Consider the following 25,909-nt stretch of genomic DNA (forward strand, 5'->3'; position numbering starts at 1 on the left):
TCAAGCCATTCTTCGAGTCGACACCATTTCCTTTAGGGCGTCAGGCAAGCGGGTATGACCGGAACAAAGCCAAGGCCATCTAAGAGGCCGACCAAGAATCGGCTTTGGCACTCCATGAGTGTGGTCTTTATACTGGCGGTAATTGCAATAATAGCGGCGTTGGTGGTCTTTATATATTTGCTTCCGGCACCGGAGGTAAAGGGTCCGCAACATCAAGGCCAGCAGCCGCTCCGTCCCCTGCTTGAAGAACCAGGTATAATCGTGCCGCCATCCTCTATTCAGACGAAGCCGCCTCAGGTTCGGCCAAGCCAGCCTGCAATCCCGCCTGCGAAGCCTGGGCCGCTTGCCAAGACAAGAGGAAGAGAGGCCCGGCACCCTTTGCCTCAAAAGGAAAGGCCCGAGATCGCTATTCTGATTGACGATATGGGTTATAATCTAGCTATAGACGATGCCCTTTTGTCGCTCGATGCCCCCATTTCGTTCGCCTTTCTGCCGTTGGCACCGCATACGGCAAGGCTGGCCAAAAAGGCCTCTCAAATGGGAAGGGATGTTCTCGTCCACCTTCCGCTCGAACCATTGGACCCACATATAGATCCTGGACCAGGGGCGCTCAAGGTCGACATGTCGCCTGACGTCATGCTCATGATGCTCAAAAAAGACCTGGATGCTGTACCTGAGGCGATAGGGGTCAATAATCACATGGGTTCCAGATTCACCGCCGATAGACAGGCTATGGAGGTCATTATGCCGGAGATAAAAAGGCGTGGTCTTTTTTTTGTGGACAGTAAGACGAACAATAAGTCAGTAGCCTATTCTGTGGCCCGCGAGATGGGCGTGCCATCCGCGGCTAGATCGGTTTTTCTTGACCATAATCAAGACCCTTTACTCATAAAAATGGAACTTAACAAGGCTGTGCGGCTTGCAAAACATGGCAGAGGCGTTATCGTAATAGGGCACCCGCTTCCCAATACAAAAAAGGTGCTCTGCGAGGAGCTACCGATGCTGAAAAAGGAAGTGAAATTGGCGCCGATACATGCCCTTGTACGTACTGATTGATCTATTGCGGTTGCAATGACTATTTTGATTTAAAGGACTTCCATGAAATACGGCGAAAAGGCGGTGATGGAGGCGACACTTGAGCCGTGGCCGAATCCATGCCCTGAGCGGGATTATATAATTGAGATAAGTTTTCCGGAATTCACCTGCCTTTGTCCGCGTTCGGGCTACCCTGACTTTGCGACCATCAAAATACAATACATACCGAATGATTTCATAGTGGAGCTCAAGTCCCTGAAGCTCTATCTCAACAGTTTCAGGGACAGGTATATCTCCCATGAGGAGGCGGCGAATGCAATCTTTTCGGACCTCCTTGATCTTTTAAAACCGCGTTTTTTAAAACTGGAAGCCGATTTTCATCCAAGGGGCAACGTCCATACCGTTGTAAGGATTGAGACATAGATATGCCTCATGCGGTTGGCCATGTTGCCGATAAAAATCGATGCAGGCGGTCTGGCTTGTCGAATAGCTGGAGGACTGGATATTTTTGTGGTCTAACAAAAAATATTTAATTGGAGGAATTCATGGCTGAGAAAGACATAGAGAGCTTGATGCATGAAAAGAGGATCTTCAGACATCAAAGACAGGATGCCTGGATCAACAGTTTTAAGGATTATGAGGCAATTTACAGATATTCAATGGAGGATCTCGAGGGATTTTGGGCGCAAAAGGCAGAGGAATTCGTCCGCTGGGACAAGAAATGGGATAAGGTACTTGAATATGATTTTTTCAAACCCGAGATTAAGTGGTTTTTGGGCGGTAAGTTGAATGTCTCTTATAATTGTTTGGATCGCCATCTCATTGACGGCAGACGCAACAAAGCTGCGATTATCTGGCAAGGTGAACCCGAAGATGATGTCAAGGTCTATACATACCAGATGCTCCACCGCGAGGTGTGCCGTTTTGCCAATGTGTTAAAAAAGATGGGGGTCAAGAAGGGAGACAGGGTGGCGATATATATGCCGATGATCCCGGAGACCGCAATAGCTATGTTAGCGTGTGCGCGTATCGGTGCGGCGCATAGCGTGGTCTTTGCAGGCTTTAGTGCTGCAAGTTTCATGAGCCGTGTCAAGGATTGTCAGGCCGAGGTGGTTATAACCTCTGACGGTGTTTTCAGGAACGGCAGGATTATACCGCTTAAAGACCGCGTGGATGAGGCGCTCGACCAGTTTCAATGTTGTCCATTTGTGCGACATTGCCTAGTGGTGAGAAGGACTGGCTGCGACGTCACGATGAAGAGTGGGCGCGACAGATGGTGGCATGAAGAGATAGGGGCCGAGGATATATCCGATTCCTGTGAGCCGGTTTCGATGGATTCAGAAGACATGTTCTTTATACTCTACACCAGCGGCAGCACTGGTAGGCCGAAAGGGGTTGTTCACACTACTGGAGGTTACCTTACCTATGTGGCCAGTACGACCAAATGGGTCTTCGATCTCAGAGACGACGATGTCTATTGGTGCACCGCGGATGTAGGCTGGATTACAGGTCACTCGTACATCCTTTACGGACCCTTGGCTTTGGGCGGTACATCTCTTATGTTTGAGGGTATGCCGAGCTGGCCGAGACCTGACCGCTTTTGGCGTGTGGTTGAAAAGTTCAAGGTCAATATATTTTATACTGCGCCCACTGTCATACGTATGCTCATGCGAGAGGATGTAAAGTGGGTCAAGCGACACGACCTTTCCAGCTTGAGATTGCTCGGATCCGTGGGTGAACCAATCAATCCTGAGGCCTGGATGTGGTATCATGAAAATGTCGGGCAAGGCCGGATGCCAATCGTAGATACGTGGTGGCAGACGGAGACGGGCGGCATACTCATCTCGCCTATCCCTTATGCAACGCCTTTAAAGCCGGGTTCCGCAACCTTTCCTCTTCCAGGTATTGAAGCCATGATTGTAAGAGGTGATGGTACACCTGCCAATGTAAACGAAGGCGGCAACCTTGTCATAAAGCGTCCGTGGCCTGGGATGTTGAGGGGTGTATATGGGGACCCTGGTCGTTTTAAGACCCAGTATTTTGACCACTTTCCTGGTATGTATGAATCAGGCGACGGCGCGCGCCTTGATGAAGATGGGTATTTCTGGATCATGGGGCGTATCGATGACGTAATCAACGTCTCGGGTCACAGGCTCGGCACTGCGGAGATAGAGTCGGCCCTTGTGGCCCATCCTGCTGTGGCCGAGGCGGCGGTCGTAGGGATGCCGCATGAGATAAAGGGGCAGGCAATATATGCCTATGTAATCCTGAAGGCCGGTATTGCAGGGACAGAGGCCTTGAGAAAGGAATTGAAAGACCATGTCAGGAAGGAGATAGGACCCATTGCAAACCCTGAGGTGATACAGTTTGTGGAGGGGTTGCCGAAGACCAGGAGCGGCAAGATCATGCGCAGGATACTCAGAAAGATTGCTGCAGGCGATACAGGAGACTTTGGAGATACCTCTACCTTGGCGGATCCAGCTGTGATAGACTGGCTTATAAAGGGCAAGGAAGAGCTGTTTAAGACACGCTGAAACGCTGATATTGCGGAGGCATGATCAAAGTAATGGGCAAAGGCCATGATGCAAATGCGCCGAGAAGGACACATCTTGCAAATGAAAGGACGTTTCTCGCCTGGATAAGGACTGCCATCGCCATCATGGCCTTTGGTTTTCTGGTGGCAAAGCTTTCCCTTCTGACAAGACTGCTTTCCGAGACCCATCCTGAGGCTGCGACCTTTCAGTCTGACATACCCCTATATCTCGGGGCAGGCACTATAGCCATAGGCGGGCTCCTGGGTATATTTGCCGTCGTCAGGCACTATCAGATCAAGCGCCAGATAGATCAAGATACATTCAAACCGTCGATATTGCTTGATATCATGGTGGCCCTCATACTTTTGATGATTTCTTTGTTTGTCGTATTCTATCTCATACGTCTGCTTGGTTGATTGTTTGTCGGGATGGAAGGTGCAAAAGCCAAACAATCCGCCGCAGTCGATTCTTGAGCGATTTATATGCTTGACAACCTTTCTGAGGGCAAATAGAGTTTTATATTAAAATTAAACAAGACAACAGGCGCCGCGAGGCTTAATGGGGAACCCTGTGAGAATCAGGGACGGGCCCGCCGCTGTGATCGGGGACGGAGGTCGTAGTAATGCCACTGGCTTAGGCTGGGAAGGCGCGGCCGGTAGATGGATCCGAAAGTCAGAAGACCTGCCTGTTTGATAGCTGCCCTTTCGAGGCAAGGAGTGGGGCGGTTGCTGTCCTGTTCGGTAGCTGTAGGATTTAAGCGGATAAAAGGGCTATTCCGGATCCATGCACCTGTTTTCTTAAGGTGTTGATCCGGTTCTTTATTTGGAGCTCTATTCTATTAAGAGAAGGTGTCTGATGTATTGCTGGATTTTTACTGTCATAACTATTTTTTCATTTTTTATCCCGAAAACCGCCTCGGCCCAAGGGCTGATGGTCTTTTTTGTCGGGGATTCTGACGTCTATACCTGTCGGAAAGCGTTATCGTCCATTGATCTTCCTGGACTTAAGGTCTTGGTCTTAACTGAAAAGGATCTCGATGCCCCAAGGGCCTCGGCTGTGCTTTCGTCTATGGATGTAGCTGTCTTGGATGCTATGCAGGGGGGACTTACCGATTGGTTGACCTCGCATAAAAATTTAATAAATCCAATGGCTAAGATATATGCCGTCCGTTCGCCAGGCAGATCAAGGGAGTTGAAAGGTCAGGGTGTCATATTCGACGAGACGGTCAGGAGATACTTCGATTATACGAGTGAAGAAAATATCCGAGGGCTCATTCTATATCTTGCGAAGACCGATTTAGGCGTTCATGTCTCTCCGCCAGCGCCGGTCGTGCCGCCCGAAGGGGGTTTTTATCACCCCGATGCCCATGCCTTTTTCGCTGACGTCGGCGAATATGTGAACTGGTATAAAAAAACAGGCCATTTCAATGACAAAGGTCTCTGGTCACTAGTGGTCGTATTTCCAACTTTTACCGTTGATTCAAGGAAAGGGCCGCTTGACGCCCTTATAAGGGCATATGAGGCCAATGGTATAAATACGCTGACACTCCTCTATTCCCCAAAGGACGGGCCATCCGAGATAGACCGTTTGATCTCTGAACCGCCCTTAAATGACGCCCTTGGTTCCATCACGAGTTTTGTATTCAGATTCAGCTCTCTCCTTTCCCCTAGACTTTTGAAGGTACTTGAGAAGGCGAATTGCCCCGTTTTCAATCCCCAATATCTTTTTTACACATCGAGGGACGAATGGATGAAGTCGTCGCAGGGCATGGCCGCCAGCGAGATCACCATGCAGTTCTCCATGCCGGAGCTCTCTGGCCTTGTAGAACCTACTGTTGTCGGGGCGAAAGAAGATATGAGCAACGAGGGTCCGATATATGTCCCGATCAAGGATGAGATAGATATACTTGCAAGGCGGGTGGCAAGATGGCATGCGCTTAAAGAAAAACCGAATAGGGATAAAAGAATCGTCCTGATTTATTATAACCATGTCCAAGGCAAACAGAATATAGGGGCAAGCTACCTCAATGTGGCGAGGAGCATCAAGGTCATTGTTAACCGTCTGAGAGCTGAAGGATATATGATCCCGAAGGATGTAAGCGAGGACGAGATCAAGGACCTTCTTGTAAAGGTTGGGAGGAATATAGGTTCGTGGGCCCCAGGCGAGCTTGACAGATTTATGGCCAGCAATGATTATGTCGCGATCGACATGAGGCAATATAAGAGGTGGATAAAGGGAATTGACCAGGGATTCTTAAAGAAGGTCGAAAAGGATTGGGGGAGGCCTGAGGATTCAAAGATAATGACCCGCGACGGGCGGTTTATCATCCCATGCATCCGTCTGGGCAATCTGACCATTGCGCCGCAGCCTGTAAGGGGGTTCAGCGATGATCCCGACAAGCTCTATCACAGCACGATTGTCTATCCGCACCATCAATACGTGGCTTTTTATCTCTGGCTTCAAAAGGTCTTGAGGCCTGATGCCATGATAAGCCTCGGCACTCATGGTACACATGAGTGGCTGCCTGGGAAGAATGCCGGCCTCTCGGCCAGCTGCTCACCGGAGGTGCTGATAGGCGATATCCCAAATATCTATCCATATATAGTTGATGACGTGGGTGAAGGCATCCAGGCCAAGCGCAGGGGGCGGGCTGTGATAATAGACCATGCGGTCCCGCCGTTCAGGCAAGGCGGTCTCTATGCCGAGTATTCAAAGCTCGCAGCCCTCATAAGTGAGTACGAGGCATCCGATTCGAACGATATAAAGGCCGCAAGGCTTGCACGCATAGGTAAGCTTGCAACAGCGCTCGGGCTCTGTAAGGACCTCGGGGTAAAAAAAATAGATAAAGACTCAGTCAAGAGACTTGAAGACTATCTCATTGAGATAAAAACCAGCCTTGTACCGTACGGTCTCCATACCTTTGGGGAATCCCCTAAAGGTGAGGCGCTTGATGAGATGGCCGCAGCTGTTTCATCAGGTGCAAATGGTGGAAAAGATCGCTACCTTAGGCTCATTTCTGAATCGGGTCGGGATGAACTCGATGCGCTTGTCAATGCCTTAAACGGCGGTTTTATCCCGCCGGCCCCCGGCGGGGATCCGGTTCGGAACCCCGAGAGTCTACCGACAGGCAGGGACTTCTATGGCTTTGATCCGGAAAAGGTCCCGTCGAAAGAGGCGTGGGGCCAGGGGAAAAAGGCGGCGGAGGAGATTATTGATGGTTATCGAAAGGCTCACGGCGGCAGGTATCCCGAAAAGACAGCCATAGTCCTCTGGGCCGTCGAGACTATGAGAAACGAGGGGGTGAACGAGGCGACCGCACTCTATCTCATGGGCATGAGACCCATATGGGATCGTAGGGACAAGGTAAAGGGCGTCGAGCCTATTTCGGCCACAGAATTGAACAGGCCGAGGCTTGATGTGCTTTTGCAGATGTCTGGTCTTTACAGGGATACCTTCCCATCGGTTGCGCTTCTTCTTGACAAGGCGGTGAAAGAAGCCGCTGTACTCACAGACGTTGAGAACTATATCAAGGATCACACCGAGGCGCTTAAAAAGACCCTCATAAAGGCGGGTTATACCAGAGCCGAGGCCGATAAACTCTCGACAGTTCGTATATTTTCCGAAAGACCTGGGGCATATGGTACAAAGGTAGCCGAGATGACCGGCGCAAGTGGTCTTTGGGAGGATGATTCAAAGATCGCTCAGGCGTTTATGAACATGGTCTCATTCGGTTATTCAAAAGACATGTGGGGGCAGGATGCAAAAGCTGTGTTCCGCTCACAGCTCAAGGATGTAAGCGTCACCGTCCAGTCGCGCTCTTCGAATCTCTACGGCCTTATGGACAACGATGACGTCTTTCAGTATCTTGGCGGACTCAATATGGCCGTAAAAAAGATCTCTGGGAAGGCGCCGGATAGCCTCATATCCGATCAGAAAGATCCTCGAAACAGCCGAATGGAACCCCTTTCCCTAGCTATAGGTACGGAGCTCAGGGCTAGGTATCTGAACCCTGTCTGGATAGAAGGTATGAAGAAGGAGGGTTATGCCGGGGCGCGTGAGATGTCTAGGTTTGTGGATAACATGTGGGGGTGGCAGGTGACTACCCCTGAGATGATAGACAGGGCCAAATGGGACGAGGTCTATTCAGTATATGTGGAAGATAAATACAGGTTGGGACTTAAAGAATTCTTCTCAAGGGAAAATCCATGGGCATATCAGTCTATTACTGGGCGGATGCTTGAGGCGGCAAGAAAGGGCTATTGGAAGGCCGACGACAGGACATTGATGAGGCTTTCAAAAGAATATGCACTGGATGTGATTAACAAGGGTGTGGCGTGCTGTGATCATACATGCAATAATCCCCTTTTAAATCAGATGGTGGTTAATATTATATCCATCCCAGGTGTCATGGCCCCGAAGCTCGTTGAGCGGTTCAAACTCGCCATACAAAAGGCGGCCGGGAAGACCATCGATGCCCAGGTCAAGCAGAGGATCGATCTCCTCACTAGACTGGGGAATAGGGCCATCCTGGTGTCAGATGAAAGGCCTTCATACGATCCGTGGGTCAAGGCCAGGGCAACGATCGGCGAGACGACAGGAAACGATAAAGGAGGGGTTGGAACTGAGGGCATAAAAGGTACGCATAGCATCCAAAATGCCTCCAAAAAGGCTGATGTCAAGGGGTATAAGGTGAAAGAGCTTGGTCAAAGGGATAAGAAAGAAAGGGCGGACAAGGCCGATGTCTCTTCATCGGGTGTCCAGTGGGCTGCGGCCGTCTTCGTCATGGGGATTGTGGTGCTCGTAGTCCTTGGGATATACAGACAAAAAAGGAGATGATTTATCATGGAGCTTAAGGCGCTTATTCTTGGCCTGCTCTTTAGTATAGGGATCTTTGCCTTAAAGAGCGGGACGGGGTTGTATTACGCCGCAATCCAAAAAAAAGGCATTTTCGGTAAGACGTTGCTCGTCTTGACCTTCATTGCCGTATATGTAGGGCTGTTCGGGCTTTCGTTTTTTGTCTTGGGGCGGATTAATCTTGTTCGTCATCTCGATTTTATAAACGGTCTTTTGAGGGCCGGGATGCTTATCCATCTTGTCCTGGCAGCATTTACGGCCGTTTGGGGTGTAGTCCTCCTTAAAGAAGGCAGCCGATACAGCCTTGGCTGGCTCACCCTTTCTGTGCCATGCCCTGTCTGCATGATCGTCATATTTTCGACCAGTGCCTTTTTGATGAGTATATTTCCGGAGGCCTTGGGCACGGCGTTTTATCTTGCAACCGGCAGTTTTGTGGCCGTCGTTCTCTTTACGTTTTTCGTGATGCATTCGGCTCGAAAGGGCCTCAAGGGCTCGCCTGAGTCGCTTTTAGGCGGGGCCATGCTGGCGATTTCAGGCTATTTTATCCTGTCCGCCATGATAATCCCTCAGGTTTCTGATATTGAGCGGATATATCGGCTTTCCATGCAAAATGCAGCACAAAATACAGGTCGTGGCCTTACTACCGTCTTGATCTTGTTTCTTTTGACCGCTGTCCCAGGATTTTTTTGGACCCTCATGAAGATAAGGAGGATCAAGACTTGGACGTAGAGGCAATCCTCAAATCATTTCTCTATATTATTTCCTCCACCCTTTTTCTGCCAGTTATCTTTATATTATCCATGCTCGTGATCTGGATATGTATATATTCGGGTTCCTTTTTTGCAGAATGGCTTGAGAGGGCAAGGCTTACAAGGTGCGATCCATCGGCCTTGCCCGATATTATAAAGAATGGCGGCCGGTTCGATATGCTTTCTCACAGCGTCAAGGGCTTTATCGCCAAGCTCGAAGACTTAATAGGCAACGGTGTACTTTCATCGCTTTCCGTTGAGAATCTGGTTTACGATTACACCATCAGACTCTCGAAATCCCTTGATCATCTGCGCCTGCTCATACGGCTTGGTCCAGGACTTGGGCTTCTTGGAACCCTTATACCGATGGGTACTGGCCTTTCCGCCTTGAGCCAGGGAGATATGACCAGGCTTTCAGCGGACCTTGTCGTGGCCTTTACAACAACCATCGTAGGTCTTGCCATAGGGCTTATGGCCTTTTTCTTTTACACAGTCAAGCGCAGATGGGTGGAAGAAGATATAAAGAATATCGAACTTACGGCCGAGATACTAATGGAGAGCGATGTCAGAGATGTATCTTAGACGAAGGCGTTTTTTCAAAAGGATATTGACAGTAAAAGACGATCCGCGCGACGGCGACGATGATCCGCTCGCAGGTCTTGTAAATCTCTTTGATCTAAGCGTAGTATTCATAGTAAGTCTCATTCTTACTCTCTTCTCCGTCTACAGAATGCAGGACCTCTTTAGTGAAAAGGCAGAATTTACTATCATGAAGCAGTCAAAAGATGGCCGGCTTGAGATCATTACTAAAAAAGGCAAAAAAGTTACTGCAATGAAGGTCGAGAAAGAGAAGGCCGAGGGCAGGGGGGAGCGTCTCGGCACTGCGTACAGGCTTGAAGACGGGAGTCTTGTCTATGTGCCTGAACAATGATAGATCAAAGATCCCGATCGTGCTTACCGCCTTTGGAACCACTAGTCGGGCTATGAAGACTTATGCTGTCGTGGATAAGGTCGTTAGGATGCATTTCCCTGGGCATGATATACGTTGGGCGTATACTTCTCGCGTAGTCAAAGATTCTGCGCGGAAAGAGGGCAGAGAGATAAAGTCGCCGTCTGAGGTCTTGAATGACCTGGCTGCTGAAGGCCATTCATGGGCGGTGGTACAGTCCCTTCATCTCCTATGCGGCCATGAGTTTTATCGTATGATTGATGAGATAAGTAACCATATTGTACGTGTATCGGTAGGCCTGCCCCTTCTCTCCTCACCGATGGATTATGGGCGCATGGCGGACGTCATCGGTCGTGCATTTCCCGCCTATGATCTTGAGGCGACGGTCCTGATCGGGCATGGCACGGATCACCCTGCATGGTCGAGTTATCTTGCGTTTTTATGGGTGTTGAGGCGGCGTTTCGGGCCGAGGTTTTTTATCGGCGTGATAGAAGATGGTATGCCGACCATGGAAGACACGTTAAAGACTGTTATGGAGGCAGGTTTTTTAAAAGTTAGGCTTGTGCCGTTGCTCCTTGTTGCTGGGCGGCATTTCCAAGAGGATTTGGCTGGAAGCGGCGGCTCCTGGAAATGTATGTTTGAACAGGTCGGGCTGGAGACCGTCGTCCATTGCGATGGTATCGGCGAATTGCCCGGGGTGGCCGATGTATTTTGTGGGCATATACAAGATGCCATTGAGGTGGTTCTTTAACTTTTCGATTGATAACTGGCGGCAAGACGGTCGGTCTTCTCATGCACCGTCAAGTCCGCTCTTTTCCTTTTCCATGAAGTAACCTTGTGGATCTTGATAGTAGTACTGCATATCAATGAGCATCCCGTGATGGGCCCTTTCTTCGCTCAGCATTTTTTGGAGAAAGGCCTTCTCGGCCTGACCGTCGGCCTCGTCTAGGCGTTTTGCATAAAAGTCCATGGCGGCCTTTTCGAGTCCGATCCCGATCTGGAGTGCCTCTGTCACGCCTGTTGCTGTTTTGACGGAGGGGCCATACTTCTTGGCCGCCTTTGCAAACGTCTTTTCAGCATCTATCTGTTTCTGTTCATAGAGCCTGCATGCGGCAGGCCATCCGCCGTTGGATTCCAGAAAATTATTTATCTCCTCTATTTCCTTCTTATGCCCTGTTTCATCTTCCAGGATGGCGAGGAATATCTCTTTCCCTGGTCCGTCAGGGCAGTTGTCGGCGGCCTTGCGGAAAAATTCCAGTTCTTTTTCTTCCATCCGCATGGCGGCACATAGCATGTCCGTTACCCTGTTATGTTTTCGAGCCATACCCATCCTCCTTTGCCTGCCGGTCTGTTTATATTTTGAGACCATGGTTTTGTTTATCTGTTTTTAAAACCTAACATAATTTGCATCGTTATGTCTAGAGCAGGATATTTGGGTTCGAAAGGATCGCAGGATTTTATTGAAATATCCGGTAACGCCATGTAGAGTCTGTGAGATTAAGAATAACTGTCGTGGGGGATTTTGTTATGCTCACACCAGTGATATTGTCCGGCGGAGCTGGGACGAGGCTCTGGCCGGTATCAAGGCTTGCGCATCCTAAACCGTTTATGAAGCTGAAAGACGGTCTGAGTCTTCTTCAGAAGACGCTGATGAGGGCGATCGGGCTTAATGGAGTCAGAAAGGTCCTGACAATTACCAACCGCAACTATTATTTCAAAACGCGCGATGAATACGGCGCGCTCAGGCCTGATCCGACCCTTGTTTTTGATTATCTGCTTGAGCCTGTCGGAAGGAATACCGCCCCTGCCGTTGCGATGGCTGCTGTCAGACTGATGGAGACCGAGGGGTCTGACGCAGTGATGTTCATCATGCCGGCCGACCACCTTATTGAAGGCAAAGCGGCCTTTGCAGCTGCCGCTGACAAGGCGTATAAATTGGCCATGGAAGACTATATTGTGACCTTTGGGATCAGACCGTCACGTCCCGAGCCTGGCTTCGGTTACATAGAAATGGGTTCACAGCTTGATGAACACGGCTTCTGTGTTAGGCGCTTTATAGAAAAGCCTACGCTCAAGGATGCCGAAGACTATCTTGCATCAGGGTTTTTCTTCTGGAATTCCGGGATGTTTTGCATTAAGGCAGCCCGATATCTTGATGCCCTTAAATGTTACAGCCCGGACGTGCACGCCGTTTGCTTTGAGTGCAAGGACAGGACCGATTGGAACGCGCAGCCAGTTGAGCTCGACGCCGTGAGTTTTAGTTCGATGCCAGATATATCCATTGATTATGCCGTGATGGAAAAGGCGGATCGTATAGCCATGGTGCCAGGCGACTTTGGATGGAACGACATTGGTTCATGGAAGGCCGTGAGCGGTCTGATCGAACCGGACGAGACAGGAAACCGCGTGGACGGGGATGCCGTGTTGATAGATACCGAGAATTGTTACATTCAAAGCGATAGACTTATCGCTGCGATAGGCCTTAAAGACATGGTGCTGATCGATACCCCCGACGCCCTCCTTGTGGCAGACATTGAGCGCACTCAGGATGTAAAAGAGGTTGTTGGTCGGCTCAAAAAGGCAGACCATGAGACATACCGCCTTCACCGGACGGTCCATAGACCTTGGGGGACATATACGGTCCTTGAAGAGAGGGACAGGTTCAAGATAAAGCGTATCGTCGTAAAACCAGGGGCTGCGCTTTCGCTGCAAATGCACCACCACAGGAGTGAACACTGGATAGTGGTTTCAGGGACCGCAAAGGTGATAAATGGAAAGGATGAAAGACTGGTGAGGGTGAATGAATCAACCTATATCCCGGCCGGAAACCGTCACAGGCTCATAAATCCGGGTATGATCGACCTGGTGATGATAGAGGTGCAAACCGGTGAATATCTTGAAGAAGATGATATTGTGAGATTCGATGACCAATATGGCAGGGGACAGGAACAGCCTTAAGCTTATTTTTAGAGACGCCTCTTAATTGTGACAGTGTGTTGATTATGGCCTATCTATTTGTCGGTGCAGGGGGTTTTTTTGGAGCCGTTGTACGTTATGTCTTGGCTATGTGGATCGGTCAGAGATGGGGTAGGAGTTTCCCGCTGGGTACATTTTTCATCAACATAAGCGGCTGCTTTCTTATAGGCTTTCTTATGCAGCTCCTGACCGAAAGGTTTATGGTCAGCCCGCAGTGGAGGCTGTTTCTAGTGGTTGGTTTTGTAGGCGCCTATACGACCTTTTCCACCTTTCTGTATGAAACGAGCAATCTTTTGAAGGATGGCGAGTGGTTTTTTGCCATATTAAATGTAACATCAAGCGTTATTACTGGTTTTGTGGCGCTGAAGCTTGGCGAAATGCTTGCAAAGACTATATAGGAGTTGGCATGCTTATAAAGGGACCAGCTAAGAAGCTTGTTATTTATGTGGATGAAACAGACAAGTTCGGCGGTAAGCCAATATATGAGGTTTTGATGGATCTGTTTTATAGGAATAAAATAGCTGGTGTAAGTATATTTAGAGGCATGGCCGGCTACGGAACGGACGGGGTATTCCATACATCAAAGATATTGGAATTATCAACCACTATGCCACTTAAAATCGAGGTGGTTGAAAGTGAAGAGATGATTAGCAAAATTTTGCCTGATGTCTATACAATAGTAGAAAAAGGTCTAGTAGAAATAAGCGATACGACTGTCTTTAAGTGTTGCCGCAAGAGATTGGATGAAGGGAAGAAAAATGAAAAGGGGAAGAATATGAAACTAGAAGGTAAGGCAAAGATGCTAAGAATAATTGTAAATGAAGATGATAAATGGGAAGGCGTACCATTATATGAAGTTATTGTAAAAAGGATGATGATGATGGATATTGCAGGCGCAACTATTTATAAGGCAATAGCCGGATTTGGACCGCACAAGCGATATCATAAGAAAAAAACACTGACGACTACCGGTGAGTTGCCGATCTTAATCACAGTTATTGATTCAGAGGAGAATATAAACAAAATATTACCTATTCTTGATGATATAGTAAAAGAAGGGTTAGTTGTTCTATCAGATGTAAATGTAATAAAATATATTCACAGACATTCTGATGCCATAGAAACCAAACTGATCTAAGTGTATCTGCGAGTCCATATAGTTATCGCCCAAGCCCCCTATATCTCATCCTCTGCGGCGTATCGGCTCCTAGACCAAGCCTCTTTTCCCTGGCTAGTTCATAGTCGGAGGAGTTGCCTTCGAAGCAAGCCACTTGCCCTTCGCCTTCAAATGCCATGATGTGTGTTGCAACACGGTCAAGAAACCATCGGTCATGGCTGACTATGACGGTACTCCTCGTAAAGTCGTTTAAGGCGTCTTCCAGGGCCCGAAGTGTATTTACATCAAGGTCGTTCGTGGGTTCATCGAGCAGGATTACATTCGCTCCGAGGGTCAACATCTTTGCAAGATAGACACGATTTCGTTCGCTGCCCGAGAGGTCCCTTATCTTTTTTGTCGATCGGGTCTCAAAAAATTGAAACTGGCACAGTATGCCCGGACGCTTTTTCTGTATTTAACCCCTCTCGCACCTGATCCACATAGGCCATCTTTACCGTCTGGCCGGTGATTACTGAACCGCTGTCTGGCTGCTCGATACCTGCTATCAATTTCAACAAGGTGCTTTTCCCTGTACCATTTGGCCCGATGACACCAATGATCCCACCCGGCGGCACGGAAAAGTTTAAATTTTTAATGAGCAGGCGGTCACTTTTGGCCTTTAAGACATCATTGAATTTGATTACTATATTGCGCCTAGCCGCGCCCCCGCTGGGATATATATTTCCCTTTCCTCCCTTGCCTTTTCATGTTCCTGGCCAAGGAGTTTCTCATATGAGTTGATCCTCGCCTTGCCCTTGGTCTGTTGCGCCTTTGGGGTCATTTTTATCCATTTAAGTTCTCGTTCAAGGGTTTTTTGTCGCTTTGTTTCCACCCTTTCCTCCATGGCGAGACGCTCTCTTTTTTGTTCAAGCCACGAGGAATAGTTACCTTTCCATGGGATCCCATGACCGCGGTCAAGCTCTAGTATCCATCCTGCCATATTGTCAAGGGAATATCGGTCATGCGTGACAGCTATTACGGTGCCTTTGTACTCACGAAGGTGTTGTTCAAGCCATGCCACGGATTCGGCGTCAAGGTGGTTTGTCGGTTCATCCAGCAAGAGGATATCCGGTTCCGTAAGGAGTAGGCGGCAAAGGGCGACACGTCTGCATTCACCGCGCAACTTCCTTCTGAGTCAACACACATTTCTTCCAATCCCTGTAAATCTCCACAAAATGCATCTTCTTGACATCCTGCAGCAATTTTGTCCGTGTCATGGGCCAGTCCTCCTGACCATATAAAACTGGATAATTCACGTGCTACAAAAGCGGTCAAATCATTTGCTTCTAGCACTCTGCAGGATAGAACTTGACATGGGCATGGCAAGGATTAAATTAAATTGTTGCAAGAAAAATTCGAGAGGGTTGTTTGAGTGGATGTCAAATTGTTTTTGACGGTCTTTGTATCTGTATTGATAGCTGAGCTTGGCGATAAGACCCAGCTTGCTACCATGCTTTTTGCAACGGACAAGCGGGCAGATTCGCTGACTGTATTTGTCGGTGCCTCGTTGGCACTGACATTGGCTTCGGCTGTAGGCGTCTTGGCTGGAGATGCTGTCTCCCAATATGTAAGCGAAAAACCCTTGAGACTGATGGCCGCGACAGGTTTTATCGCTATTGGTGCATGGATGCTTTTCAGGACGGCATAAGCCGGCTTGATAAAAATAATCGAGTTTAACGGAGGTTTTGTTATGCCGATATACGAATATGAATGCCTATCTTGCGGAAGGATTGTAGAACTTATGCAAAGGTTTACTGATCCAGATCCTGCGCAGTGCAAATGCGGCGGCAGGTTCCGCAAGCTGATTTCTAACTCCAGCTTTCATTTGAAGGGTACGGGTTGGTATGTTACAGATTACAAAAATCGCGGCGGCAATAACGTCCATGCTGCAAGTGAGGCTGACAAGCCAAAAACTCCTGCTGCGTCGCCGCCTGCAACGGCTTCAAGTCCTCATTCATCAAAGGGATGCGGTACAGAGGGCGCAGATGCTACCTGCTGCCATTAGGGGTCTGAATCTCAGATTCAATTCGGGCGGGCAAGGCTTAGGCCGGTGCCTGCTCAGAACAGCCTGGTTTTGTACAAACTGCAAGGGTAGGCTCGCGTTTTTTGACTTTGATAATTTTTAGTTGTTTCTTGGCGTTGTTGTTTTCCGTTGCTTCGTCTCGGGCTTCTTTCATGGCCTTGATATATACGTCGCATTCCTGGCAATGGTTGAGCTCTTTGGCGCAGGCTGAGCTCGCCCTTTCCCAACAAGGTACCACCTTGTTTGCAAAGGCTGTGCATTTCTCCCTGCGTTCAGGCGGGCATTTTTTTATTTCCCAGCATGGAGTGAGCTCCAGGAGTTTTTTTATCCCAGGGATGCTGATCCCTTCTTCATGAATAAGATGGCGCAGACAGCTTATCCAGTCGATATCTGATTGGGAATAATAACGTTTGTTGCCTTGTCTGGCAGGGGTTATAAGGCCCTCTTCCTCATAAAGTCTTAAGGTCCTTGGGTGTAATCCGAGCAGTCTGGCGGCGACGCTTATGGGATAAATGGGACTGTTTTTATCAGCGAGCTTCATTTTTCACTCTTTTGCTCATGTTTATTATTTAGGATATTAAAGATCGTTTAATTTTAATTATTAGATAATTATGTAGATTGTCAATGTTTTTAACAATAAAAATTTTAAAGATAATTATAAAATAAAATTGTTATTTATTTTTGCCTATCTTTTTTGATGATTATCAACATCTTTTATCTTCAATCCCTTCCAATCGAATTGAATGTTATATTCTGAACAAAATAATAGATAAAAAACTAGATAATAAAATTATATATCATTTGGATCAATTAGTTACAATAATATATTATTTTTTTTCAATTTTCTCCAGATTTTTTTATCAATTAATTATACATTTAAGATGTAATAATAATTGAAAATTAAACTTTCATTCTAAAAAAATCGATATGATAATTTTTATAAAGTCATATAAAAAATATTTCTTGACAAATCATATATAAAATATTTTATATTTTTCTCTGAAATAGCCCGATGGTCATTGATGATCCTCGGGAAGATAAAAAAATATTATAAAATACAAAGGAGGCTATGTGAAGGCATCTATCAGGGCTTTCATGCTTATCTGCTGTGTCTTGATTCCGGCTGGTGTCTTTGCAGCAGAGGCGCAGACGCTTACCCTTAAGGAGTGTCTCAAAACAGCCCTTGAACAGAGTCCGCTCATAAAAGGGGCAGGATTCGATGTCGAGGCGTCAAAAGAGGCTGTAAAGGGGGCAAAGGGACAGATGTTCCCAAAGATTGATTTTAACGCCTCCTATCTCAAGGAAAATCAGGATGTGCCCTATATACCGGCCCAGAGCACAACGATTCCCGCTAAGTTCAGCAATGAGGTCTATTCGTGGGGTGCATTTTTGAGAGTACCCATATATGAAGGCGGAAGGCTTGTCGGGCAGCTCAAGGCGTCTGAGCTTGAACAGGCTGTACAATCCGCAAGGAAAGATTTTACAACGCAGGACCTTATTGCAAACGTTACTAATACATTCAATAAGCTCCTGGAGTTGAAAGAGCTGCGTAAGGCCTATATTAAGTCGGTGAGGGCGCTGGAAGAACAAAAGAAAGATGCGGGACTCCTATTGAAAATAGGCCGTGTGGCAAAGGTGGATTTCTTGAGGATAGAGGTTCAGCTTGCCTCGGAAAGACAGAATCTGGTAAGGGCCGAGGAGTCCATAGCCCGGACAAAAAACGCCCTTGCGTTTTTCCTTGGTGTAGATGTTGGTCAAATAAAGGATGTAGAAGGTCGACTTACGGCCGGCGAGCACGCAGAGACAAAAGATATCGATGTAGATGTATTTGTCAGGGCTCGACCTGACGTGGTCGCCGCATTGAAGAGGGCGGAGGAGGCAAGGATCGGGGTGAATATAGCCTCAGGAAAGAGATATCCGTCTGTCGCCCTGGTTGGTGATTACGGCAACCGTGCTGGTGTAGGGTTTAATCAAAGGGAGGAGATATGGGAGGTAGGTTTTGTAGCCTCGGTAAATATCTTTGATGCAGGCGTGATCTCTTCAGAGATAAATAGCCAAAAGGCACACTATGAGAAGGCAAAAGAGGAGCTTAGGCGTGTCATGCTTCAGGCAAGGCGGGAGATCGCCGACGCCGTTTCTCTCATAAGAGATGCAGAGGCAAGGCTGGACCTCGCACGGAAGGCCGTCGCGCAATCAGAAGAGAGCCTTCGCATAGAGACCCTTAAATACAAGACAGGCGCTGGCGCAATAACTGATGTGCTCCTTTCTGAAGCGGCCATGAGTCTTTCCAATGCCAATTATTATCAAGCCCTTTACGATTACAACTCAGCAGTGACCGAGTTCAAGAGGGCGACAGGGACCATAGGGGTGGAGAAATGAAAAAGATTATAGCTATTTTAGTAGCATTGGTTTTGATCGGCGGGGCGATCTTTGTCATAAAGAAAAAGAAGGACATGATCGCCCGCACGCCTGCTGTCGCAGCTTATCCGCTTCCGGTTGAGGCCGCCGTGGCGACAAGGGGGGATTTCGAGATATCGTCGCACTATCTCGGCACCATTCAGCCTTTCAATTATGCGGACATAGCGCCAAGGATAACAGGCTCTATAATAAGCGTAAGGGTGAGAGAGGGCGACGTCGTCCACAAAGGTGATGTGCTCGTGATCATTGACGACAGGGAGCTTAGAGAAAAGGAGCAGGCCCAGGCCCTTCAGGTGGCCGCTGCCCGGTCGCAGCTTGCCGGCGTAAAGAGCGCCTGTGAGACCCAGCAGGCGATCTTTGAAAGGGATGAGACGCTCTATAAAGAAGGGGCCATCTCCAAAGAGGCGTTTGAGCGATCAAGGGCCCAGAGAGACCTGGCGGTTGCACAGGTAAAAAGCCTGGAAGACAACATAAACGCCCTGCAAAATATCCAGAGGGCCCAGGCGGTTGAGACCTCATATGCAGTGCTCTCTTCTCCCATGGACGGCGTGGTGGCAAAGAGGCTTGCCGAGCCAGGGGACCTTGCCGTGCCTGGAAGGTCCATAGTGAGGGTTGAAGGGACAGACAGATTCAAGCTCGTTGTCCAGATACCGGAGACCGAGATGCCCCTTATGAAAAAAGGGGGAAAGGTAGTGCTTTCAAACGGAAAAGATAGCTTTAATGCCCTGATCAGCCGCGTTTATCCTGCTGTTGGCACAGGCACCCTTGGCAGCATTGAGATAGACCTGACCAAGCGCCCGTTTGATTGCCCGTCCGGCGGGACTGTCGGCGTGGACGTGATTACAGGAGATATCCCCAATGCGACAATCGTCCCGCTGAACGCCCTCCTTGAGGATCAGAGCGGGAGTTTTGTCTATAAAATTGAGGTGAATAATATCAAGGTTTTAAAGGTGGCTGTTCTTGGGAAAAACGCCGATCATGCCGCGATCAGAGGGGATATAAAAGACGGCGACATGGTTGTTACTGGGGACGAAGGAAAGCTTATGAGGCTTTCCGGCAACATGACCGTGATACCGCAAAAGGCAGGGGCTTTGAGATGAAATTTACTGAAAAGTATTTGAAAATGCCCTATCTTATCACTTCTATTATATTTCTCTTTGCCGCGATCGGCCTGATCGGGTTTAACAAGCTTCCAATAAACCTCTTTCCTGACAGCGATTACCCGCAGATAGCCGTCCTTATCTCCTATCCAGGCGCATCTGCCAAGGACATCGAGGACCAGGTTACAAGACTCGTGGAAAAAGAGATCAACACCATAGATCAGGTAAGAAAGGTCTCTTCCTCGACAAAGGACGAGATAACCGCCATTACCGCTGAATTTGAATACACAAAGGGCCTTGACGCCGCGGCTACCGACGTCTCAAACGCCATTAAAAAGGTCGAGGGGCAGCTTCCGCCCGAGATAAGGCCGCCCCAGATATTTAAGATCAGCAAGGCGACACAGCCCGATCTCATACTGTCCCTGAGCCCGAAGGAAGGCTCGCCATTTGATCTTGCGAAGGTCAGGCAGCTTGCGGATAACGATATAAAGGAAGACCTCCTGCGCATACCAAATGTCGCCAATGTCGAGGTCTTCGGCGGTTACAACCCTGAGCTTACCATCAAGATCAACCCTGACCGCCTGAACAGCTATGGCGTCTCACTCGCTCAGGTGATGGCGGCAGTCGCAGCCCAGAACCTGAACATTCCAAATGGGTTCATCATCAGGGAAAAAGACCAGTATATTCTGAAGACCCAGGGCGAGCTTGCAAAGAAAGAAGACGCCGGCCTGATAGTCATAGCCCATGCTCAGGGGGGTGATGTGCACTTAAGAGATGTGGCCGACATCACGCCTGGATTTCAGGAGAGACAGTCCCTTTATCATGGAAATGGCAAACCTGCCATCGGCGTAAGCATCCTGCGCTCACACGAAGGCCATGACCTTGACACGATAAAGGCGGTGGAAAAGGCCCTGCCGGGCATCCGGGCCAGGTACCCCATGATCAGTTTCGAGATAGCGGACACCCAGAAGGAGCTTATCGAAAACAGCGTTGACAACATGATTGACGCCCTTCGAGATGCCATTATCATGACAGTGATCGTCATATTTCTCTTCCTTGCGGACATCCGCGGCATGATTATAGCCGCCATCTCCATCCCTTTTACCTATCTTCTGACATTTGCCATCATGTACATGCTTGGCATGGAATTTAACCTTGTAACGCTTACCGGCATCATCCTGGCCGTAGGCATGCTCCTTGATGACGCGATCGTTGTCATAGAAAATATCGAGCGCAGATACCACCAGAACAAGGAGGAGCTGAAAACCGCTGTATTCGGTGGCACGGACGAGGTGATGCTCGCCATATTCTCAGGGACATACGCCACAATAATGGTCCTGATCCCCATTATCTTTATCGGCGGTTTTGTCCAGACGATACTCCGCCCCCTCTCTGTCACCCTCTGTATCGCCCTGGCTGTATCCTATGTCGTATCTGTAACCGTAATCCCGCTCTTCGCCCCGATGATCCTGAAGGCCGAGGCGAAAAAGAACCGGTTTGAAAGGCTCATTCAGCTCTTTGACGACCGCATTATCTCACCTATAAGGGATTTCTTTGTGGGCATACTTGAGATTGCGCTCAGACACAGGGCGCTCTTTCTTGCGGGGGCGGTGATCGTGCTGGTCTTTAGCCTCAGGCAGATGCCTCTTGTTGGCAGGGACCTCATGCCGCCCATGGATACAGGGATCATCAAGGTAAACTTCGAGGCGGACTCAAATACGTCGCTTGCCGGGACAGAGGGCATCCTCAACCAGATGGAAGATGTGATCAAAAAAACCCCGGGGGTCTTGAGGATATCGACAACCGTGGGCTCTGAGCCGGGGGTGATAAGCTTTGGAAGCGGCAGGGTCCCGCAGCAGGGGACGATCACCATACACCTTGTGGACAGATTCCACAGAAAGGAGTCCCTCTGGCAGGCCGAGGACATATTAAGGAGCGAATTCAGGAAGATCGCGGGGATAAAGTATGTGGACGTCTTTGACTACGGCGCAACAGCGCTTTCATCCATAAAGGCCACTGTTGACATCATGGTAAGCGGACCTGACCCGAAGATCATCGATTCCATAGGAAGCGATATCATGGAGAGGCTCAAGAAGGTCAAAGGGCTTGAAAGTATCGCCCGAAGCTGGACCTATGACAAAAGGGAGGTGGCCTTTAAGGTCAACATGGAAAAGGCGGCGATCTATGGCATGTCGCCGGTGGCCATCTCAAAAGAGATAGGTGCGGCTGTAAGGGGAGGCGTGTCATCGGTATTCAGGGTCCCGGGACAGGACGGCTACTTCATAAGGGTGCAGTATGGGCCAAGGTACAGGGATAGCCTGCCTGCCATAGAATCCATGCTCATCCAGACTCCCAAGGGCCCGGTGCCTGTAAGGGAATTGGGCAGTCTCAGCATGATAAAGACCCAGACCTCCATGACAAGGCAGTATCTCCAGCCCACCCTTGACATCTATGGATACCGCTCCACCGCCGCTGTATCGCACATTCACGACGATATTGAAAAGGCGCTCAAGGGCATAAGGCTTCCGCCCGGCTACGCCATCTCGCAGGAAGGGGATTTGAAGCAGATGAAGGAGTCCTTTGGAAGACTCCTGTCCGCCCTTGTAATCGGCCTCATACTGCTTTATTTTTCTTTGGTGCCGGCGTTTAAATCCTGGATACATCCGCTTACGATAATGTCCGCCATACCACTTGGGCTTATCGGCGCTATCTGGTCCATGCTTATCACGGGCAAACATCAGTGCATGCCCTCTTTCATGGGGATGATCCTCCTGGCCGGAATAGTGGTAAAAAATTCCATCCTGCTCATAGATTTTATCGAGGAGGCGCGGGGACGCGGGGAAGCTATCAGGGATGCGATAATTGAAAGCGTAAGGATAAGGACGAGGCCCATACTTATGACCGCGGTTGGAACGAGCGTAGGCATGATCCCCATAGCCCTTGAGTGGGCGATAGGGTTAGAACGGCTCTCGCCCCTTGCGATTGTCGCCATCGGCGGGCTTATGGTCTCCACATTTCTTACGCTTGTCTATGTCCCGATACTCTACAGCCTGTTTGATGGATTAAAGACAACTAGGCTGAAGATGTCTCTTTCAATGCCATTGCGTATACGCCGGGTAGCCCAATAAAAATGAGGAGATAGGTCAAAAATAAGATGCAGGAACTATTGAAGATACTAAAGGCCCTTTCAGACGAGACCAGGCTCAGGATAATAAAACTCCTTGAAGACGGCGAGCATTGTGTATGTGATATAGTGGCCGCACTCGATATGGTTCAGCCCAAGGTCTCATTCCATCTGGGGGTATTGAAGGAGGCAGGTCTTATAAAAGACAGAAAGGATGGCAAGTGGAGTTATTATAGCCTGAACGACGCCGATATATTGAGAAGATTCTTGTTGTTTACCGTGATAGAAAAGGTCGGGGAAGAGGACACAAAAGACGACAGCAAGAGGCTCAAGAGCTTTCTGGAATACAAAGGACAAAAGCAATCCGGTTGACCTACTTTAATTCCATTTCTGCGTAGTAGTGAGATCGTCATTTTAGGTGGCCAATGGCGGATTTCGACATAAAAACGATAAAAGGGTTGTCGGAGGCAGAGGCCAAGGAAAGGATTAAAAAATATGGTCTGAATGAACTGCCTTCATCAAGGCCAAGGAATATCTTTCAGACGACTCTGGAGGTTGTAAGGGAGCCTCTGTTTGTGCTCCTTGTGATCTGCGGTGGATTGTATCTGATGCTTGGCGATTTTAAAGAGGCCTTGATGCTCCTTGGATTTGTATTTGTGGTCATGGGGATCACATTTTATCAGGAAAGAAAGACAGAAAAGGCGCTCGATATGCTTAAGCGTCTTTCAAGTCCAAGGGCCCTTGTCATAAGAGACGGCAAAGAGATGCGCATAGCGGGCCGAGATGTCGTAGTGGACGACATTATCATCTTAAGAGAAGGCGATAGAGTGCCGGCTGATGCGGTTGTCCTGCGGGCCGTCAATCTTGCCGTGGATGAATCGCTTCTAACCGGTGAGTCCATGCCTGTTCGGAAGGTGGATTGGGATGGAGGTGTGGACAGAGCCGGTCCTGGTGGCGACGACCGGCCTTATGTCTATTCCGGGACAATGATCACGCGGGGGCTGGGATATGCCAGGGTGGTCGCAACAGGCGTCGATACGAGGCTTGGGAAGATAGGCAGGGCGATGGAAGGCCTTGCAGAGGAAGATTCAAGGCTTAAAGAAGAGACTGGGCGCCTTGTGAGGGTATTGCTCATTACAGGCGGCATATTGTGTATCGTCATTATTATTGTATACGGCGTTACGAGGGGTGATTTTATTCAAGGTCTTCTTTCCGGCATAACCTTTGCAATGGCGATGCTCCCTGAAGAGTTTCCCGTGGTATTGACCGTTTTTATGGCGCTTGGGGCGTGGAGGATCTCGAAAAAACACGTGCTGACGCGTAAAATTTCAGCCATTGAGACACTCGGTGCGGCTACCGTGTTGTGTACGGACAAGACCGGTACTTTAACGCAAAATAAGATGCAGGTGAGAAAGATTTATTCGGCGGGGTGTTATTTTGATTTTGATGTAGATATGGGAAAAGAAGCTGTTTTGCCTGAAGATTTTTATCAGCTTATAGAATATGGGATACTTGCAAGCCAGAAAGATCCGTTTGATCCGATGGAAAAGGCGATTGCAGAGCTCGGGCGGTTTAAGTTTGTCGGCGACGCCAGGTGCCTGCATGCAGATTGGGAGTTTATTCAGGAATATCCGCTGTCAAAGGAGTTGCTCGCCATGTCGCACGTCTGGAGGATCCCTGGTGACGGCAGGTATGTCATAGCGGCAAAAGGTGCGCCCGAGGCGATATTTGATTTGTGCCACCTGTCTGACGCCAGCAGGCGGATATTGTCAGAAACCATCAAGGAAATGGCTTCGGAAGGCCTGAGGGTGCTCGGTGTTGCGAAGTCATTTTTAGGGCCTGGGCAGTTGCCTCAAATCCAGCATGATTTCGAGTTCGAGTTTCTAGGGTTCATAGGCCTTTCCGATCCAATCAGGCCGACCGTGAAAGACGCCATAGAAGAGTTTTATAGGGCCGGGATAAGAGTCGTAATTATTACAGGTGATTATTTGGTAACTGCACAATATGTCGGACGGCGGATAGGTCTCAAGAATGTCGGAAACTGCATTACCGGCGTTGAAATTGACTGTATGACGGACACGGAATTGAGAGAGCGGGTGAAAGATGTCTCTATCTTTGCACGGATACTTCCTGAACAAAAGTTGAGAATAGTAAATGCATTCAAGGCAAATGGAGAGGTTGTTGCAATGACTGGTGATGGCGTAAATGATGCGCCAGCATTGAAATCGAGCAATATCGGCATCGCGATGGGCGGCAGAGGGACTGATGTAGCAAGGGAGACAGCCGATCTAGTGCTGCTGGATGACGATTTTTCTTCGATCGTTGATGCCGTCAGGCTCGGCCGCCGGATTTTTGATAATCTGAGAAAGGCGATGGCGTATATCCTTTCGATACATGTCCCCATTGCCGGTATGTCCCTTGTCCCTGTGCTTTTTAAAGGTCTTCCGGTCATCCTTTGGCCGGCGCATATCGTCTTTCTTGAATTGATAATCGACCCTACCTGTTCTATCGTCTTTGAGGCCGAGCAAGAAGAGATGGATATCATGGATAGACCACCTCGTCCTGTGAATGAGCCGCTTTTTGATATCAACTATATCATTATAAGTATATTCCAGGGATTAGGTATCTTGGTGGCCATAGGATTGGTTTACTGGGCAGCTTTGTATCTTGATAAAGATGTAGGAGTTGTGCGTGCACTTGCATTTGCTACACTGATAATGGCGGACATAGGTCTAACCTTGACCAACCGATCATGGAAGCGCACCATCCCTGAGACATTAAAGACCTGGAACTCAACGCTGTCGATAGTCATATGCGGAATCGTCATATTCCTTGGGCTTATTTTGTATGTTCCATTTTTGCGTGAGACATTTCATTTTGGCATATTGCACTTGGACGACCTTGCATTTTGTTTTACAGCCGCTTTTATAAGTATTTTATGGTTTGAAATATGTAAGTTGTTTTTCAGAAATAAGTCATGCTTCACATAAG

At 48.6% G+C, this 25,909-nt stretch carries 21 protein-coding genes, 1 pseudogene and 1 riboswitch; of the genes and pseudogenes, 19 read left to right on the forward strand and 3 right to left on the reverse strand.

Annotated elements, in window-relative coordinates:
• The first annotated feature begins 54 nt into the window (after positions 1-54).
• The 9 genes from LGS26_RS05500 to LGS26_RS05540 all read left to right on the forward strand — a co-directional run bounded on the left by LGS26_RS05500 (position 55) and on the right by LGS26_RS05540 (position 10,872).
• Positions 55-1,056: a divergent polysaccharide deacetylase family protein gene (locus LGS26_RS05500; protein ID WP_237887710.1), complete on the forward strand. Its 1,002-nt coding sequence runs from the start codon at positions 55-57 to the stop codon at positions 1,054-1,056.
• Positions 1,057-1,098: 42 nt separating this feature from the next.
• The gene (gene queF, locus LGS26_RS05505) at positions 1,099-1,458 is read left to right on the forward strand and encodes a preQ(1) synthase (RefSeq protein ID WP_237887712.1); all 360 of its coding nucleotides are present in this window, start codon (positions 1,099-1,101) and stop codon (positions 1,456-1,458) included.
• A 122-nt stretch (positions 1,459-1,580) separates the two neighbouring features.
• A complete protein-coding gene (gene acs, locus LGS26_RS05510; RefSeq protein WP_237887714.1) occupies positions 1,581-3,569 on the forward strand; it encodes an acetate--CoA ligase in 1,989 nt (662 codons plus the stop codon).
• A 20-nt stretch (positions 3,570-3,589) separates the two neighbouring features.
• Positions 3,590-3,985 (forward strand): YidH family protein, encoded by a 396-nt coding sequence (locus LGS26_RS05515; protein WP_237887716.1) that lies wholly within the window; start codon positions 3,590-3,592, stop codon positions 3,983-3,985.
• Between the two features lie 108 nt (positions 3,986-4,093).
• Positions 4,094-4,272: riboswitch (cobalamin riboswitch) on the forward strand.
• 152 nt (positions 4,273-4,424) lie between these two features.
• On the forward strand, positions 4,425-8,405 hold the full coding sequence (locus LGS26_RS05520; RefSeq protein ID WP_237887717.1) for a cobaltochelatase subunit CobN: 3,981 nt from the start codon (positions 4,425-4,427) through the stop codon (positions 8,403-8,405).
• A gap of 6 nt (positions 8,406-8,411) precedes the next feature.
• Positions 8,412-9,152: a DUF2162 family putative transporter gene (locus LGS26_RS05525; protein WP_237887719.1), complete on the forward strand. Its 741-nt coding sequence runs from the start codon at positions 8,412-8,414 to the stop codon at positions 9,150-9,152.
• On the forward strand, positions 9,143-9,754 hold the full coding sequence (locus LGS26_RS05530) for a MotA/TolQ/ExbB proton channel family protein (RefSeq protein ID WP_237887721.1): 612 nt from the start codon (positions 9,143-9,145) through the stop codon (positions 9,752-9,754). Before LGS26_RS05525 ends, LGS26_RS05530 begins: the two co-directional genes overlap by 10 nt.
• Complete coding sequence (locus LGS26_RS05535) at positions 9,744-10,103, forward strand: DUF2149 domain-containing protein (protein WP_237887723.1); 360 nt, start codon at positions 9,744-9,746, stop codon at positions 10,101-10,103. Before LGS26_RS05530 ends, LGS26_RS05535 begins: the two co-directional genes overlap by 11 nt.
• A complete protein-coding gene (locus LGS26_RS05540) occupies positions 10,087-10,872 on the forward strand; it encodes a sirohydrochlorin cobaltochelatase (protein ID WP_237887725.1) in 786 nt (261 codons plus the stop codon). Before LGS26_RS05535 ends, LGS26_RS05540 begins: the two co-directional genes overlap by 17 nt.
• 39 nt (positions 10,873-10,911) lie before the next feature.
• Here the strand turns inward: LGS26_RS05540 and LGS26_RS05545 are convergent, their stop codons facing one another.
• Positions 10,912-11,445 carry a ferritin family protein gene (locus LGS26_RS05545; protein ID WP_237887727.1) on the reverse strand — a complete coding sequence of 178 codons (534 nt, stop codon included), beginning with the start codon at positions 11,443-11,445 and terminating at the stop codon, positions 10,912-10,914.
• Between the two features lie 203 nt (positions 11,446-11,648).
• On the opposite strand from LGS26_RS05545, the gene LGS26_RS05550 reads away from it, so the two are divergent.
• From LGS26_RS05550 to LGS26_RS05560, 3 genes are read left to right on the forward strand one after another with little or no spacing between them, the layout of a single operon-like run.
• Positions 11,649-13,079, forward strand: coding sequence for a mannose-1-phosphate guanylyltransferase/mannose-6-phosphate isomerase (locus LGS26_RS05550; RefSeq protein ID WP_237887729.1), 1,431 nt, complete (start codon positions 11,649-11,651; stop codon positions 13,077-13,079).
• A gap of 44 nt (positions 13,080-13,123) precedes the next feature.
• The gene (gene crcB / locus LGS26_RS05555) at positions 13,124-13,495 is read left to right on the forward strand and encodes a fluoride efflux transporter CrcB (RefSeq protein ID WP_237887731.1); all 372 of its coding nucleotides are present in this window, start codon (positions 13,124-13,126) and stop codon (positions 13,493-13,495) included.
• Between the two features lie 8 nt (positions 13,496-13,503).
• Positions 13,504-14,235, forward strand: coding sequence for a DUF190 domain-containing protein (locus LGS26_RS05560; protein ID WP_237887733.1), 732 nt, complete (start codon positions 13,504-13,506; stop codon positions 14,233-14,235).
• A gap of 22 nt (positions 14,236-14,257) precedes the next feature.
• Here the strand turns inward: LGS26_RS05560 and LGS26_RS09670 are convergent.
• A pseudogene (locus LGS26_RS09670) lies at positions 14,258-15,370 on the reverse strand (ATP-binding cassette domain-containing protein); the annotation flags it as partial.
• Positions 15,371-15,625: 255 nt separating this feature from the next.
• On the opposite strand from LGS26_RS09670, the gene LGS26_RS05580 reads away from it, so the two are divergent.
• Positions 15,626-15,901 carry a TMEM165/GDT1 family protein gene (locus LGS26_RS05580; protein WP_237887737.1) on the forward strand — a complete coding sequence of 92 codons (276 nt, stop codon included), beginning with the start codon at positions 15,626-15,628 and terminating at the stop codon, positions 15,899-15,901.
• Between the two features lie 42 nt (positions 15,902-15,943).
• Entirely contained in the window at positions 15,944-16,258 is a 315-nt protein-coding gene (locus LGS26_RS05585; RefSeq protein ID WP_237887739.1) for an FmdB family zinc ribbon protein, read from the forward strand.
• 37 nt (positions 16,259-16,295) lie between these two features.
• Here LGS26_RS05585 and LGS26_RS05590 read toward each other — a convergent pair whose 3' ends face one another.
• Complete coding sequence (locus LGS26_RS05590; protein WP_237887740.1) at positions 16,296-16,817, reverse strand: MerR family transcriptional regulator; 522 nt, start codon at positions 16,815-16,817, stop codon at positions 16,296-16,298.
• Between the two features lie 530 nt (positions 16,818-17,347).
• On the opposite strand from LGS26_RS05590, the gene LGS26_RS05595 reads away from it, so the two are divergent.
• The 5 genes from LGS26_RS05595 to LGS26_RS05615 are packed head-to-tail and all read left to right on the forward strand — an operon-like array spanning position 17,348 to position 25,908.
• Positions 17,348-18,655, forward strand: a complete 1,308-nt coding sequence (locus tag LGS26_RS05595; RefSeq protein ID WP_237887742.1) for a TolC family protein — start codon at positions 17,348-17,350, stop codon at positions 18,653-18,655.
• Positions 18,652-19,794 carry an efflux RND transporter periplasmic adaptor subunit gene (locus LGS26_RS05600; RefSeq protein ID WP_237887744.1) on the forward strand — a complete coding sequence of 381 codons (1,143 nt, stop codon included), beginning with the start codon at positions 18,652-18,654 and terminating at the stop codon, positions 19,792-19,794. The genes LGS26_RS05595 and LGS26_RS05600 overlap by 4 nt, the downstream gene beginning before the upstream one ends.
• Positions 19,791-22,922: an efflux RND transporter permease subunit gene (locus LGS26_RS05605; RefSeq protein WP_237887746.1), complete on the forward strand. Its 3,132-nt coding sequence runs from the start codon at positions 19,791-19,793 to the stop codon at positions 22,920-22,922. Before LGS26_RS05600 ends, LGS26_RS05605 begins: the two co-directional genes overlap by 4 nt.
• A 38-nt stretch (positions 22,923-22,960) precedes the next feature.
• Complete coding sequence (locus tag LGS26_RS05610) at positions 22,961-23,290, forward strand: ArsR/SmtB family transcription factor (RefSeq protein ID WP_237887748.1); 330 nt, start codon at positions 22,961-22,963, stop codon at positions 23,288-23,290.
• Positions 23,291-23,343: 53 nt separating this feature from the next.
• Positions 23,344-25,908 (forward strand): cation-translocating P-type ATPase, encoded by a 2,565-nt coding sequence (locus LGS26_RS05615; protein WP_237887750.1) that lies wholly within the window; start codon positions 23,344-23,346, stop codon positions 25,906-25,908.
• The last annotated feature ends 1 nt before the right edge of the window (position 25,909 follow it).

This window comes from Dissulfurimicrobium hydrothermale (assembly GCF_022026155.1).
Lineage (GTDB): Bacteria > Desulfobacterota > Dissulfuribacteria > Dissulfuribacterales > Sh68 > Dissulfurimicrobium > Dissulfurimicrobium hydrothermale.